9 protein-coding genes are annotated in these 14,308 nt (G+C 75.9%); 4 read left to right on the top strand and 5 right to left on the bottom strand.

What is annotated here, in order from left to right; all coding sequences use genetic code 11:
- Together ACIRPH_RS27015 and ACIRPH_RS27010 are read right to left on the bottom strand one after the other, a co-directional pair.
- Nucleotides 1-1,401 (bottom strand): hypothetical protein (locus ACIRPH_RS27015; RefSeq protein WP_402919251.1); only part of this gene is annotated, 1,401 nt, incomplete at its 3' end.
- Nucleotides 1,402-1,754: 353 nt separating this feature from the next.
- A complete protein-coding gene (locus ACIRPH_RS27010; RefSeq protein ID WP_402919249.1) occupies nucleotides 1,755-2,390 on the bottom strand; it encodes a YbhB/YbcL family Raf kinase inhibitor-like protein in 636 nt (211 codons plus the stop codon).
- 268 nt (nucleotides 2,391-2,658) lie between these two features.
- Here ACIRPH_RS27010 and ACIRPH_RS27005 point away from each other — a divergent pair, with 268 nt between their 5' ends.
- Nucleotides 2,659-5,940 carry an ATP-binding protein gene (locus ACIRPH_RS27005; RefSeq protein ID WP_402919247.1) on the top strand — a complete coding sequence of 1,094 codons (3,282 nt, stop codon included), beginning with the start codon at nucleotides 2,659-2,661 and terminating at the stop codon, nucleotides 5,938-5,940.
- 62 nt (nucleotides 5,941-6,002) lie between these two features.
- On the opposite strand, the gene ACIRPH_RS27000 is transcribed toward ACIRPH_RS27005, so the two are convergent.
- Complete coding sequence (locus tag ACIRPH_RS27000) at nucleotides 6,003-6,836, bottom strand: ABC transporter permease (protein WP_402919245.1); 834 nt, start codon at nucleotides 6,834-6,836, stop codon at nucleotides 6,003-6,005.
- Entirely contained in the window at nucleotides 6,833-7,807 is a 975-nt protein-coding gene (locus tag ACIRPH_RS26995) for an ATP-binding cassette domain-containing protein (protein WP_402919243.1), read from the bottom strand. Before ACIRPH_RS26995 ends, ACIRPH_RS27000 begins: the two co-directional genes overlap by 4 nt.
- Before the next feature lie 145 nt (nucleotides 7,808-7,952).
- Here ACIRPH_RS26995 and ACIRPH_RS26990 point away from each other — a divergent pair, with 145 nt between their 5' ends.
- Nucleotides 7,953-8,540 (top strand): PH domain-containing protein, encoded by a 588-nt coding sequence (locus ACIRPH_RS26990; protein ID WP_402919562.1) that lies wholly within the window; start codon nucleotides 7,953-7,955, stop codon nucleotides 8,538-8,540.
- A 749-nt stretch (nucleotides 8,541-9,289) separates the two neighbouring features.
- Nucleotides 9,290-10,789, top strand: a complete 1,500-nt coding sequence (locus tag ACIRPH_RS26985; RefSeq protein WP_402919241.1) for a PH domain-containing protein — start codon at nucleotides 9,290-9,292, stop codon at nucleotides 10,787-10,789.
- Nucleotides 10,790-10,927: 138 nt separating this feature from the next.
- On the opposite strand, the gene sepH is transcribed toward ACIRPH_RS26985, so the two are convergent.
- A complete protein-coding gene (gene sepH, locus ACIRPH_RS26980) occupies nucleotides 10,928-12,487 on the bottom strand; it encodes a septation protein SepH (RefSeq protein ID WP_402919239.1) in 1,560 nt (519 codons plus the stop codon).
- A 569-nt stretch (nucleotides 12,488-13,056) separates the two neighbouring features.
- Between sepH and ACIRPH_RS26975 the strand changes: the two genes are divergently transcribed.
- Nucleotides 13,057-14,133 carry a hypothetical protein gene (locus ACIRPH_RS26975; RefSeq protein ID WP_402919238.1) on the top strand — a complete coding sequence of 359 codons (1,077 nt, stop codon included), beginning with the start codon at nucleotides 13,057-13,059 and terminating at the stop codon, nucleotides 14,131-14,133.
- The last annotated feature ends 175 nt before the right edge of the window (nucleotides 14,134-14,308 follow it).

Here is a 14,308-nt window from a genome sequence, read left to right as displayed (position 1 = left end):
GTCGTAGGAGGGGCGTGTGTGGTTGCCGGTGTCGAACTCGGGGAGTCCGGTGCCGGTGTGGTCTCCCCGTGTGTGGCTGCCGGTGTCGTAGGAGGGGCGCGTGTGGGTGCCCGTGTCGTAGCCGGAGCGGCTGAAGGAGTCGGTGTCGTAGCCGCCCTCGGACCGGGGGGCCGCCGGGTAGCCGCCGCCGAGGGGGTCCGCGGAGCCGCTCCCGCCGAACGGCGGCGTCGTCGCGCCGGGTCCGGGGGAGGAGGGACCGCCGTAGCCGAAGTCGGAGCGCTGGTGGGCGCCGGTGTCCATGCTGGACCATATCGGCGATTCGACGTCGGAACCGTGCGCCGGGGTCGTGGCCCGGAACCCCGGGGAGAGCGGGTCGTTCGCGGCAGGGCTCTCCGGGCGGCCCGAGCCCTGGTGGTCCGACCGGCCCGGCGACGCGCTGCCGTAGGGCGGGCGGTCACCGAGCGGGGAGTCGGTCCCCGGCGCCGTGCCCGAACCGCCGAGCGGGTCGCGCGAATCCGGGGCCCCCAGGGGGGAGGGGCCCGCCAGGGGGTCGGTCCGGGGCTGGGAGTAGGAGGCGCCGGGCGTCCATGAGCCCGGGCCGAGCGGGTCGTCGTCCCGGGGGGCCGCGGGTGCGGCGTGCTGCGTCGGGGGCAGGCCCTGCGTGGGCGCGGCCCCCTGGGGCGAGGGGAGGGCGGAGCGCTCCGGGCGCGGCGGGAGCGCGCGCTCACCCGGACCGAGCGGGTCCGGCGCGGCGGACCGCCCGTGCCTGCCCGACCGCCCCGCCGGCTCGTCCGGCTGGGGGGCGGCCTGCTCCTGCCCCAGGCTCGCCAGCATCGCCAGGTCCGCGGAGGGCCCGCCGCCGGCCCCGGTCGCCGCGGGCAGGATCGTGGTCGCCCCGGGGGGACCGGACTCCTCCTCGAAGTCCTCGTACCCGTCGTCGTACTCGTCTTCCTCGTACTCGTACGCGGTGACGCTGGGGGCCTGGTCCTCGCGGTCGCCGCGGCGGCCGCGGGGCTCCGGGGAGCGCTGGGCCGGGCCGTCCTCGCTCAGGCTCGACCAGAAGTCGTTGTCGGACAGGCCGTCCGCGTCGTCATCGTCGTCCCAGTCGGCCTCGCGCTTGCGCCGGCCCTTGGAGCGTCTCTCCGACCGGCCGCCGCCGTCCTGGTGCGCGCGGCGGGACCGCCCGCGCGGGGCCGGCTCCTCGTCGTCGCGGTCCTCGTCGTCGCGATCCTGCGCGCGGTCGGGGCCGCGACCGGGGTCCTCGGTGTCGTCGTACTCGTATTCGTCGTCGTAGTCGTCCTCGCGGGAACCGACGCTCAGAGCGCGCATGCCCAGCAGGAGCAGGACGAGCACGGCGAGCACGACGATGACGGCGATGATGATGATGACGGTGACGGTCATGGTCTACGCACTACCTTGGGGAGGTCGGCCGCGCCCGGATCGCACCGGGGACCGGAGTGTCTGGAACCGGCCGGGGATGTGCGGCGGCCGACTGGTTCCGTGATGGCCCGGTCTGTCCGACCTGCGTGGTGCGAGGGGTGCAGGTGGTCCGGTGCGGTTCCAGATCGGTGCGCCGCGCGGCGAGTGGACGGGAATCGGTCATCTGAAATGGGGCGAGGGGCACTGCCCCACTGTATGCGCTGTCGCGCCCCGTGTGCAGAGGGCGATGGATGCTTCCTGGGCGGATCCCCGGGGCCCCGGTTTCCCGGAGCCGCGGGGCCCCGGCGCACCGGCGGGGACTCCTATGACCTATTTCACTCGGTGTTGGTCGTGACCAGGGACCCGCGGGCGACGGCCTGGTCGGCGATGGCGTCCAGGGCCGCGTCCAGTGACGCGCCCTCCGGCAGGTCCAGCGGGTTCGCCAGCGCGTACACGGTGAACCTGTACTCGTACGACGCCTCCGGTTCCGGGCACGGCGCCCCGTACTCCGCGAGGCCCTGGGAGTTCTGTCCCTGCTTGGCGTCGGCCGGAACGCTGTTCTGCCGCAGCTCCACCAGCTGCGGGTCCAGGTCGTAGACCACCCAGAACACCTGGGCCACCTGGGGGTCGTCGACCACCAGGGCGATCGAGCCCGCCTCGTCGGGCAGCCCCGACCAGCTCAGCGGCGGAGAGGACGCCTCCTGCACCTCCTGCTCCTCCCCGTCCGCCGAAGCGCCGTCGGAGGCTCCCTCGCAGGTGTAGGCCGCCGGAAGCGGCTGCCCCTCCTGCATGAGGGGGCTGGTGACGTTGATGTCGTCGGGCATGTCACCGTTCTGCCCCGGGGCGAGGATGCCGCAACCCGTGGTCAGGACCAGTGCGGCCCCCGCCGCCACCGCGCCCGCGAGCGCTGCGGGGGACGTGCGGGCCGTGCGCGCACCGGTGGACCGGGGGGAGGGGAGGGCCGGGAACAATGGGAACTCCTGCTGGACTTTCGGGCCGTGGAGGCGGGACTCGCTGTGAACCGGCACGGCGTCGGGAAGGCGCCCGGCGCCGGGCTCGGGGAGGGAACGCGGGGGAGCCGCCACAGGGCTCCGGCGACACGTTCCTGAGCGAACCCTACTGTGGTCAGGCGGGCGTTCGGGCGACCGTCCCGGCCCGCGGGCCCCGCCGCGGCCCGCCCGCGGGCCCGCCGGAGCACGGCTCCGCGCACTCCCCGGGCGGATCGGTGATCATGGGTCGGTGCGGTTCTCCATCCTTGGGCCCCTCCTGGTGCACGACGCGACCGGAAGGCCCGTCACCATCGGCGGCGCGCGGCTGCGCGTCCTCCTCTGCCTCCTGCTGCTCCGCGCCGGGCGGCGCGTGCCCGTCGAACAGCTCATCGACGGCATCTGGGCGGGAAACCCCCCGGCCTCGGCGGGCAACGCCCTCCAGGCGCTCGTCTCCCGCCTGCGCCGGGCCCTGGGCACAGGCGCCGCCGTCGACGGCGACGGCACGGGCTACCGGCTGGACGCCGACCCCGGAGAGGTCGACCTCGACCGCTTCGAGGACCTGGTCGCGAAGGGCCGTGCCCACCTCGTCGCCGGCCGGCCCGCCGACGCCGAGCGGGATCTGGGCGGGGCGCTCGCCCTGTGGCGGGGGCCGGCGCTGCCCGACCTGACCGCGCACGGCATCGCCGAGGACGTCGCGCTGGGCCTGGCCGAGACCCACCGGTCCGCCGTCGAGGACCACCTGGCGGCCCGCGCCGACCTCGGCCACCACGCCGAGATCCTGCCCCGCGTCGAGGCGCTCGCCCGGCGGGAGCCGGACCGCGAGCGCCCCGTCGGGCTGCTCATGCGCGTGCTCGCCGCGACCGGCCGCACGGCGGACGCCCTGGCCGCCTACGAGCGCTTCCGCGGACGCCTCGCCGACAACCTGGGCCTGGACCCCTCGCCCCAGCTGCGCGACACCCACCTGCGGCTGCTGCGCGGCGAGTTCGACGCGCCCTCCCCGGGGCCCGCCGCCCCGCCGAACCTGCACCTGCCCGCCACCCTGACCGGTTTCGTGCCGCGCGACACCGAGGTCGCAACCGCCGTGGGCCTCCTCACCACGGAGCGCCTGGTCACCCTGACCGGGCCCGGCGGGGCGGGGAAGACGCGCCTGGCGATCGAGACCGCCGCCGCCCTGGCCGCACGCGCCCCGCACCTGCTCGCCCGGGGAGGCTGGTTCGTCGAACTCGCGTCCAGGTCGGGCGCCGACGTCCCGGACGCCCTGGCCGGCGCCCTGGGGCTGCGCGAGTACGCCATGCTCCGGACGGCGTCCGCCCCGGCGTCGGCCTCCCCGCTGGAACGGGTCGCCTCCCACATCGGCGACCACCCCGCGCTCCTCGTGCTCGACAACTGCGAGCACCTCGTCGAGGACGTCGCCAAGGCCGTGGAGCCCCTTCTCGCCCGCTGCCCCCGCCTGCGCCTCCTGGCCACCTCCCGCGAACCCCTCGGCGTCCCCGGCGAACAGCTCATGCCCGTGCCCTCCCTGGCGCTGCCGCCCGAGGGCGCCGACGCCGCGAAGGCCGCCGCCTATCCCTCCGTCGCCCTGTTCACCGAGCGGGCCGCCTCGGTGCGCCCCGGCTTCGCCGTCACGCCCGGCAACGCCGCCCACGTCGTCCGCGTGGTACGGGAGCTGGACGGCATGCCCCTGGCCCTGGAGCTGGCCGCCGCCAGGCTGCGCTCCATGACCGCCGCCCAGCTCGCCGAGAGGCTGTCCGACCGTTTCCGGCTGCTCACCGGGGGCAGCCGGGGCGCGCTGCCGCGCCACCGCACGCTGAGGGCCGTCGTCGACTGGAGCTGGGAACTCCTCGACGAACCGGAGCGGCGCCTGCTGCGGCGCCTGTCGATCTTCGCCGGCGGCGCGCCCCTGGAGGCCGTCGAGCGGATCTGCGCCGACCCCGGACCGGACCCCGGCGCGGAGGGCCGGGTGGCCGGCCGGGACGTGTGGACCGTCCTGTTCTCCCTGGTGGACAAGTCGCTCGTGATCGCCGAGAACCCCGTCGGCGACGACGCGCCGCCCCGCTACAGGCAGCTGGAGACCGTTCGCGCCTACGCCGCCGAGAGGCTGGCCCTCAGCGGTGAGGAGGTGCGCGTGCGCGACACCCACGCCCGCCACGTCCGCGACCTGTGGCGGACGGCGGACCCGCTCCTGCGCGGGCGGCGCCAGGGCGAGCTGCTCGCGCGCCTGGCCCCCGAGGCCGCGGACCACGGCGCGGCGGTGCGGTGGGCGGTGGAGCGCGGGGACGCCGGGCTCGCCCTGGACCTGGTCGAGTACACCCAGTGGTACTGGACCCTGGGGGGGTCCTGGCGGCGGCTCGTCCGGTGGTCGGAGGCCGTCCTGGACATGATCGACGGCCGCGTCCCCGAGGGCAGGGCCGTCGCCTACGCCAGCTGCCTGTTCCACCGGGCCGGCGACGGTTCGACGGACCCCGCCACGGTGGAGGCGGCCATCAGGGAGGTCGAGGAGGTCGTCGCGGCGTCGGGCGGGCGGGTCGAGCGCCATCCCGTGCTCGTCCACTGCCTGCTGTACAGGGCGATGCTCCAGGGGCGGTCCGGCGACGCCTACGAGCGCCTGGCCGCCGCCCTGGACCAGCCCGATCCCTGGATGCGCGCGATGGTGCGCGTCCTGCTGTCCCTGCTCGACGCCGTCACCGGCCACACCGGGGAGGCCGCGGGCAAGGCGGAGGCCGCGCTGGAGGAGTTCCGTGCCCGGGGCGACGCCTGGGGCGCGTGCCAGGCGCTCGCCCAGCTGGTGGACGTGTACCGCTTCGAGGACCTCGAACGCTGCCGCGAGCTGCTGACCGACGGGATGCGGCTGGCCTCGGGGGCGGGCCTGACGGGGATGGCGGCGGTGTTCCGGGTCCGACGGGCCCAGACCCTCACCGACCTCGGGGAGCTGGACGCGGCCCGTCGTGACCTGGGGGCGCTGTCCGACTTCGAGGGCCCGGTCCAGGACGAGCACAGGGTGCTGCTGTCGCTGGCGGAGGCGCAATGGCTCGGCGAGGCCGGGGAGCTGGAGCGCGCCCGCGCGGCCGTTGACCGGATGCGGGAGGAGCTGAGCGGCCTGGGCGGGTTCTCACCGGTCTACCTGGAGGGGGGCCTGGGGGCCATGTCCGCGCTCCTGCACTGGAGGTCCGGGGAGCGGGAGGCGGCCTGGCGCGACATCGGCCGCGCGTGGTGGGCGGCCTCCCACGGGCTGCGCCCCGTCCGCGCGGAGATCCTGGACGTCTTCGCGATGATGCTGGCGCAGGAGGACCCGCGCCGGGCGGTTCGCATGCTCGGGTACTCCGAGGGGCTGCGGGGCGTTCCCGACCGCACCACGCCGTTCGTGGTGCGGGCGCGGGAGCGGGTGCGCGCGGCGCTGGGCGGGCCCGAGTACGAGCGGCTGGCAGCGGAGGCGCGGGGCACGGACAAGGAGGAGATCCTGGCGGGTGTGGACGAGTGGCTGGCCCCGCTCGTGCCCGACCACCGGCCGGGGAACCGGCGCTCCGGCCGGTGACCGGGCGCGGGGGTGTGCCGGAGGGGCCGCGCCGCCCCCGGGGGCGGCGCGGCGGGCGCCGCTCAGGTGCGGCGGCGGTACGCCCACACGGCGAGCGGGAAGAAGACCGCGGTGAAGATCGCGGACCACGCCACCGTCCACAGGACCGGGCCCGTGGCGTCGCCCGTGCCGAGCATCAGGGCCCGCATGGCGTCGACGACGTGGGTGACCGGGTTGTTCGCGGCGACCGCCTGCAGCCAGCCGGGCATGTCCGCCGGGGCGACGAACGCCGAGCTGCTGAAGGTCAGCGGGAACATGAGGATCATCCCGAAGGCCTGCACGGCCATCGGCGTGCGCACGATCATGCCGACGAAGGCCGACATCCAGCACAGCGCGAACGCGAACAGCAGCACCAGGCCGGCCGCCACGGCCACGCCGACCGCGCCGCCCTCGGGGCGGAAACCGATGAGCATGCCGACCAGGAGCACCATCACCACGGTGATCGTGTACCGGACCAGGTCGCCGAGGATCGCGCCGGTGAGCGGCGCCGATCGGGCGATGGGCAGCGACCGGAACCGGTCGAAGATGCCCTTCTCCACGTCCTGGCTCAGCGAGAAGCCCGTGCCCAGCGTCGCGAAGATGACCGACTGGGCGATGATGCCGGGCATCAGGAAGTCGCGGTAGGCCTGCCAGTCGCCCATCATCGCCTGCCCGAAGACGAAGACGAACAGGGTCACGAACATGACCGGCTGCAGGATCAGCCCCAGGACCTCCTCGGGGTTGGCCTTGATCTTCAGGACACTGCGCCAGGCCAGCTGGAGGCCGTTCCGGATCGTGCCCAGCGGCGTGATCCTCGCCGGGATGGCCGGGGCGCCCGCGGACTCCGCGGTCCGGGTCCGGGTCGTCACGGTACTCATGCTCTGGCCCCCTCGTCCGCGGACGCGTCCGCGGTCTCCTCTTCGGCGGTACGACCGGTCAGGGCGAGGAACACCTCGTCCAGGCTCGGCTTGCGCAGCGACAGCTCGGCGACCGCCACGCCCTGCTCGTCCAGGCGGCGCACCACCTCGGGCAGGACGCCCGAACTGGTGACCGGGACACTGGCGAGCAGGCCGTCGGAGACGACGGGCGTGCTGGTGACCGCCTCGATGATCCTCGTCGCCAGGGAGATCTGCCCGGGGTCCACCGTGCGCAGTTCGAGCACCTGGTTCCCGGCCCGGCTCTTGAGCTCCTCCGGGGTGCCCCTGCTGATCGTCCGCCCGTGGTCGAGCACCATGAGGTCGTCGGCCAGCTGGTCGGCCTCCTCCAGGTACTGGGTGGTGAGCAGGACGGTCACGCCGTCGTCCACCAGCCCGCGCACGACGTCCCACAGGCCGTTGCGGCTGTGCGGGTCCAGCCCTGTCGTGGGCTCGTCCAGGTAGAGCAGGGCCGGGCGGCCGACCAGGCTCGCGGCCAGGTCGAGCCGTCGCCGCATGCCGCCCGAGTAGGTCTTGGCGGGGCGGTCCGCGGCGTCGGTGAGCTCGAAGCGCTCGAGCAGCTCCGTGGCGCGGGCCCGGGCGTCGGCCCCGCCGAAGCCCAGCAGGCGGGCGATGAGGAGCAGGTTCTGGGTGCCGGTCAGATCGGCGTCCACGGCCGCGTACTGGCCCGTCAGGCCGATGAGCCGGCGGACCTCGTGCGGTTGGCGGACCACGTCGAAGCCGCCGACCTCGGCGTGCCCGGCGTCGGGCCTGAGCAGGGTCGCCAGGATGCGCACCATCGTGGTCTTGCCGGACCCGTTGGGTCCCAGAACGCCGAGCACGGCCCCCGTCCTGGCCGTCAGGTCCACACCGTCCAGGGCGCGTTTGCCCTTGAACTGCTTGACCAGGCCCTCCGCGCGGATGGCGTCAGTCATCGTTCCTCCGTTTCAACGTTCGTCCACCAGTGTGACGAGCCGGGCTGACAGAACGCTGACAGAGTTCCCGCGCCCCGGAGCGGCCGTGCGGGGAGGCCCGCGGGTAGGGGCCTTCGGACACGGAGGGCCTAAACTCGTGCAGGTGATGAACACCCCGCCGTACGACGCCATTCCCGACCCGGACCGGCCCCGGGTCGGTCCCGAACCAGGGGACGGGGAGTCCGCGCGGCTGCGGCCCCCGCAGAGCCGCGTGAGCAGCAGGGCGATCGGGGTGTGGACCCTGAGGATCCTGTTCGGGTCGGTGTTCACCCTCGTCCTGCTCAGCGCGGTCGCCTGGGGCGCCTCGTCGCTCGGTTGGGCCTGGATCCCGTTCTGGGCGCAGGACAACGCGTGGCTGCTCCCGCTCGCCTACGGGGTGTACGCGCTGCTCAAGGTGGCGATCGTGCCGTCCTGGCGGTACAGGGTGCACCGCTGGGAGGTGGCCGGGGACATCATCTACACGCGGGTGGGCTGGATCAGCCGCACCTGGCAGCTGGTGCCCGTCAACAGGCTGCAGACCGTCGACCACACGCAGGGGTGGCTGGAGCGCGTGTTCGACGTGGCCACGCTGGAGGTGCAGACCGCCTCCTACGCGGGTTCGTCCACGATCGAGGGGCTGGACGCCGGGCAGGCGCGCCGCCTGAGCGAGGACCTCGCGGTGCGCGCCGGGGCGCTGAGGGACGACGCGACCTGATGGGCACGGAGCAGGAGGACGGCGGCCGCGCCGAACGGCACGGACACGGGGAACACTGCGGTTCCGGGGCTCCCGGCGCCCCGGACGGGGGCGGCCACGGCGCGCGGCCCGCGGCAGGGGACGGCGCGGCACGCGTCGGGCCCGGGGAGGGCGCACCCGCCCACGGCCGTCCCGGGGCGGAGCCGTACCCGGCGCCCCCGCACGGCGGACCGGCCCCGGCCGGGGGCTGGGTCGCGCCGGGGAGCACGCCCGCGCCCCGGGACCCGGGGCGCACGGCGGGAGGCGCGGATCCCACCGGACCGCCGGCGGTGTACGGCCCCGGCCCCGCCCAGGGCACGGGGGGTCCGCCGCCGGGGTGGGGCGACCGGTCCCGGACCGGCCCCCGAGCCGAGCCGGGGTACGGGCAGCCGGTCCCCGGGCCTCCCCGCGAGGCCACCCCGTACGGCGCCCCGTTCCAGGGGCCTCCGTCCCACAGGGCAGCGCCCCAGGACCCTCCGCCGTACGGCGCTCCTCCCGGGGGCGCCCCGTGGCACGGCCCCGCGCCCCACCCGGGCGCGTCCGGCGGCGTGCCCCCGCACGGCGCCCCCCCGCACACCGAACCCCCGCACGGGTCGCCTCCGCGCGCCTGGTGGGGGCCCGCGCCCACGGAGGGACACCCGGCCGGGGCCGGGGGCGCGCCCGACGGATGGGCCCGGGAGGCGGCGCCCTTCCTCGCACCGGAGCGGGCGCGCCGGATCAGCCCCCGGAGCATGGTCGTGGGCCCCATCAACCAGCTCAAGGGCCTCCTGGTGCCGATCGCCGCGGGACTGGTGCTGGGCGGGTTCAACGCCTGGGTGCTGGGCGCCACGGGCGCCACCGTCGTGGCGCTGCTCGTCGGCGGGTTCGTCACCTGGAGGACCACCCGCTACGAGGTCGGCGAGGACCGGCTGGAGATCCGCAAGGGGCTGATCAGGCGCTCCCGGCGCACGATCCCCCTCGAACGCGTCCGCGGCGTCGACGTCACCAGCACACTGCTGCACCGTCTCCTCGGTGTCGCCGTGGTGCGCATCGAGGCCGCTGCGGGCTCGGCGGCCGCGACCGAGGACGGCAAGCTGGACGCGGTGGCGGCGGCCGAGGCCGAGCGCCTGCGCCGCGTCCTGCTGCACCGCAAGGCCGTCCTCACCGGGCAGGAAGCCGGGTCCCGGGCAGCTCCGGGCGGCGCGGCCCCGGGAACGGAGGAGGCGGCCCGGGGGGAGGCACCGGCCCAACCGCTCCCGGAGGACGACACCGTCACGTACTTCGCCATGCCGCGCTCCTGGTACCTGTACGGGGCGCTCAGCCTGGGGTACCTGCTCACCCCGTTCGCGGTCCTGGCCACCCTCTTCGGCACGGTCCAGCAGACGGCGGGAGAGCTGGCCAACGACTTCGTCGTGGACTGGGTCACCTCGTCGGACCGGGGCTTCCTCCTGGTGGCGGCCCTGGTCTTCGCGGGTGTGCTGGTGCTGCTGATGCCGGTGTTCGCCGTGGTCTCCTACGCCCTCACGCACTGGGGCTTCTCGCTCCGCGGACGCGACGGCTCCCTGGTCGCCGAGCGCGGGCTGTTCACCCGGCGCAGCGTCACGCTGGAGAGGCGCCGCATCCGCGGCCACGAGCTCCTGGACACCCCCCTCGAACGCACGCGCGGCGCCGTCCGCCTGCGCGCCATCGTCACCGGCCTGGGCGACACCGCCAACCGCGCCGTGCTGCTCCCGACCGGGCCCCGACCCGTGGTCGAGGACGTCGTCGGCCGGGCGCTGGCCCTCTTCGGGGGCACCCTGAAGCGCCACCCGCGCGCGGCCCTGTTCCGGCGGCTCACACGGGCCGTCGGGCCGTTCGCCCTGGTCGCGGTGGTCGCCGCGGCCCTGGGAGCGGAGTGGCTCGCGGTGGCGGGCGCGGTGCTCGCCGTCCTGGGGATCCCCCTGGGCGTGGACCGCTACCGGGCCCTCGGCCACGGGTACGACGGCGAGCGGGTGAGCGTCCGCTCCGGTTCGCTGAGCCGGAGCCAGGCGACGGTGGAGCGCTCGGCGGTGATCGGTTGGACCTGGAGGCAGACCCTCTTCCAGCGGGGCCCCTCCCTGGCCGACCTCCAGGTCACCGTGGGGGCGGGTGCGGGGGGCTACACCGTCCAGGACGCCTCGATCGGCGAGTCGGTGGCCTTCGCGGCGCGGGTCACCCCGGAGATGGTGCGACCGTTCCTGGAGGATCCCGGCGGGCCGGGGCGCGAGGGCTGAACCCGCCCCGCGCCGGGGCGGTCCGGCCGCCCGGACCGGGTGCGCGAACGCCGGAGGGCGACCGTGCCGTGCGGCTCCGGTCGCCCTCCGCCGAGGCGGGCCGGGGGGCGTGGCCGCCCCCCGGCGCCGGCCACGCGCCTACTCGTCCTTCTTGGACCCGAACATGATCTCGTCCCACGAGGGGACCGACGCGCGTCGGCCGCGGCCCTTGCGCTTGGCCGCGGCGCGGTCGTTGCTCCCGTTGGCGACCGCCGGGACGGCCGCGGGGCTCGCGGGCGCCTGGTCGGCGGCGCGGCGGGGGGTCCCGGTGTCGTTGAGGTCCATGGTGGCCCTGCGGCGCCGCGCGGCGGGCCGCGGCTGGGCCGGGGGATCGGCCGCGGGCGGCGCGGTGTCGGGTTCGGCGGCGCGTGCCGGACGGCCCTCCGGCGGCCACTCGGGGGCCGTGCGGCGCTCGGGGTACGGGGGGCGCTCCTCCGCGCCGTGGTCCGCGTACGCCGCGGGCGCCGACGGCTCGGGCGCGGGGCGCCGGTCGGGCTCGGGCGACCGGGGCACGGGTTCGGCGCCCGGCCCCCTGAAGGGGTGCTCGGGGCGCGCTCCGCCCGGTCGTTCCGCCCGGTCGTCCCACTCGCGGACGCGTTCGGTGGGCAGGCGGCCCGTGGGGCGGCGCTCGCCGGGGACGCGGTACTCCGAAGGCCGGCGCTCCTCCTCGCGGCGCCTGTCGGCGGGGTGTGCGTCGGCCGGGCGGAACCCGGCGGGCCGCTGCTCCTCCGACCCGTACCCCGGCTCGCGGCGGGGGTCGCGGTCCGGGTCGGCGTTCCCGTCGCGGCCGTCCGCGCGGTGGCCGGGACGGCGGTGGCCGGCCTGCTCCGAGCCGGGCACCTCGAACCGGCGCCGGCGCTCGTCGCGGACGGGGTCGCCGAACCGGTCGGTCTCCGGCCGGGCCGCCCGGGCGGGGGGCAGCGGATCGTCGAGGGGGTCCTCCTGGTGCGTCCGGCGGGCCGGGGCGTGGTCGGGGCGCCGCTCCGCCGCCGACTGGGCGTCCATCCGGGGCAGGTGCGCGGGGGCGTCGCCCCGGCGCGGAGCGAAGGGCGTCACGTTCGCGCCGGGGGCGGACGGCGTGTCCGGCTCCGGCGAGGAGAACCGCGCGGCCTCCTCGTCCGCGGGCACCACGCTGTTGTGTCTGGGCTCGTACAGCCAGTGGGCGACGCGCTCCTCGCTGCCGTGCAGGAAGACGAGCTTGAGCTGCCACGAGCGGTCCTCGCGCTTCCACGAGTCCCACACGGCGTCGCCGGTTTCCAGCTGGTGCGCGCCGATCCGCTTGGCGACCAGGTCCTCCAGGGAGGGGCCCGGTCCGGTGTCGCCGTGCGCCCGCACGGCCGCGCGCTGGGCCTGCTGGGCGATGTACTCGCGTTCCTGGAGGACGGGGCCCTCGAACCAGCGGACCCGTTCGATCGGTATGCCGGAGATCTCGGAGATGGCCTCCGCGGTCTCGCCGGACCGGATGCGGGCCTGGATTTCCTTGGGGCGCAACGGATTCTCCACTTCGATCTCGTACTGGCCGAGCCGGGAGAACTGGCCGCGGACTGCGGCGCGGAGACGGTCGTCGACGGGCAGCATGAAACGGGTTCCACGGCCGGCGCTGGCGAGCACCAGGTAGGTGCCGTCCTCGCTCACGGCCACGAGGCGAAGCTCGTGCATCGCCCTCCCTTTCGCGTCCCGTCGAGGGTAGGTCCCGCGACCCGGTCCCCGCGTTCTCCAAGTCTGGTCGGCCGACAGCGGTTCGGCCAGTACCGCGCCCGGCATGTCCGAACTGTGCCCGCCTCCCGTTCCGTGGCACTGACCACGGTGGGAGCCGCCCCGGATGCCCGGGGCGCTCACGGTCGCTTCCGCTGCCAATCTTGGCACGCTGAGCCTGCGGCGACCGGGAGCGATCGGGGGGAATGTCGTCGATCCCGTGCGAAGGCTCCGCGGTGATGGTATCCCGGGGCCCCTGAATCACCCCAGGTATGGGAAAAACTCCGATCTCGGTCCGGGGCATGATCGGACGGTGGTCCTCTTCGGCAAACCGACACGCCGACCTATGCCGGAGAGTGATGCTTCTTATGTCTTGGCGTTATCGGAACCCGGGGCCCCTTAGGGTGAGTTATCCATCTATGAGCGAAATGTGATGTTTGGTGACTTTGGGGCTCTATGCCCCACCACACGCGCATCCCGCCAGTACGAGTTCCCGTCGCGCCCCGCGCGGCCGACGAAGGAGGGGCGACCGGATGGGTCGGACCGGACACGATGACGACAACGAGGCGGAGGAGGACGCCGGGAAGAAGAAGCGGATCGAACTGAGCGTCTCCCAGGTCGCGGGCGCCGGCGCCGCCACGCTCGCCGCCGCGACCGCGGCCTCCTACCTCAACGTGTACGGCACGGTCGTCGGCGCGGCCGTCATGGCCACGCTCAGCACCCTGGTCAGCCCCCTCCTCCAGCACTGGTTCTCCCGCAGCGGCGAACAGGCCAGGCAGCTGGCGGGGAAGGCGGTCGGCCACGCCGAGGCCGGTCCCGTGGCGCCCGGGGCGCCCGTGGCGCCCTTCCCGGAGGAGATCTCCGAGTCGGGCCTGCTCAGGGAGGTCTCCGAGGCGGGCCCGCCCGACGGGGCGCCCCGCGACTTCGACGCCACCCGCACGATGGCCATGCCCTCGCTGGGGGCGGTCGACGACAGGACCGCCGCCCTCGGCGGACCCGGGGACCCCGCGAACCGGGCCGGCGTCCCGGACGGGACCGCCCTGCTGCCCGCGGTGGACACCGGGGCCCCGGTCCCCGGCGCTTCCGGGGACCGGGAGGGGGGCGGCTTCCTGCCGCGGCTCGGCCGGCGCTCCGTGGTGATCCCGGCCGCCGCGGTGTTCGCCCTGGTGATGCTCGTGATCCTGGTGTTCGAGCTGTTCACGGGACGGTCGCTGACCGCCTGGACGCAGGGTGGGGAAGAGGCCACCTCGCCCACCCTGTTCGGCGGTTCGAGCTCGGGCGCCCCGGCACAGGAGGACGACCCCGGGGCCGGGGAGACCACCGAGGACGAGCCCTGGACCACCGACCAGGAGCCTGGGACGGGAACGCCCGGGACGACGCCCGAGCCGGACGCCCCCGCGACCGGGGAGCCCGAGGACGGCACCGGCGGCGGTGGGACCGGCGGCGACGGCGGCACCGGCGGGACCACCGAGCCCACGGACCCGCCGGTCGAGGAGGAGGAGCCCCAGGACCCGGGCACGCAGCAGCCCGATCCCGGGACCGGCGACGGCGGAGGGCAGGGGGGCGGGACCCCCGCCCCGGCGCCCGTCCCGGCGCCCCCGGCGAACTGACGTCCTCCGGCGACCGGACGCCGGTGACCGGACGCCGGTGACCGGACGCCGGCGGGGGGGGGCCCGGCCCGGGCCCCCCCCCCCGGGGGGGCCGCCCCCCCCCCCCCAAGGGGTGCGGGCCCCCAGGGACCGCCCCCCCGCCCCCCCCCCACCCACCAGCGACCCCCCCCAGGCG

Origin of the sequence: Nocardiopsis sp. NPDC101807 (genome assembly GCF_044766605.1) — a bacterium.
In the GTDB taxonomy this organism is placed as follows: domain Bacteria; phylum Actinomycetota; class Actinomycetes; order Streptosporangiales; family Streptosporangiaceae; genus Nocardiopsis; species Nocardiopsis tropica.
Note: the sequence above shows the minus strand (reverse complement) of the source record. Positions and strands in the feature narration are given on the sequence as shown.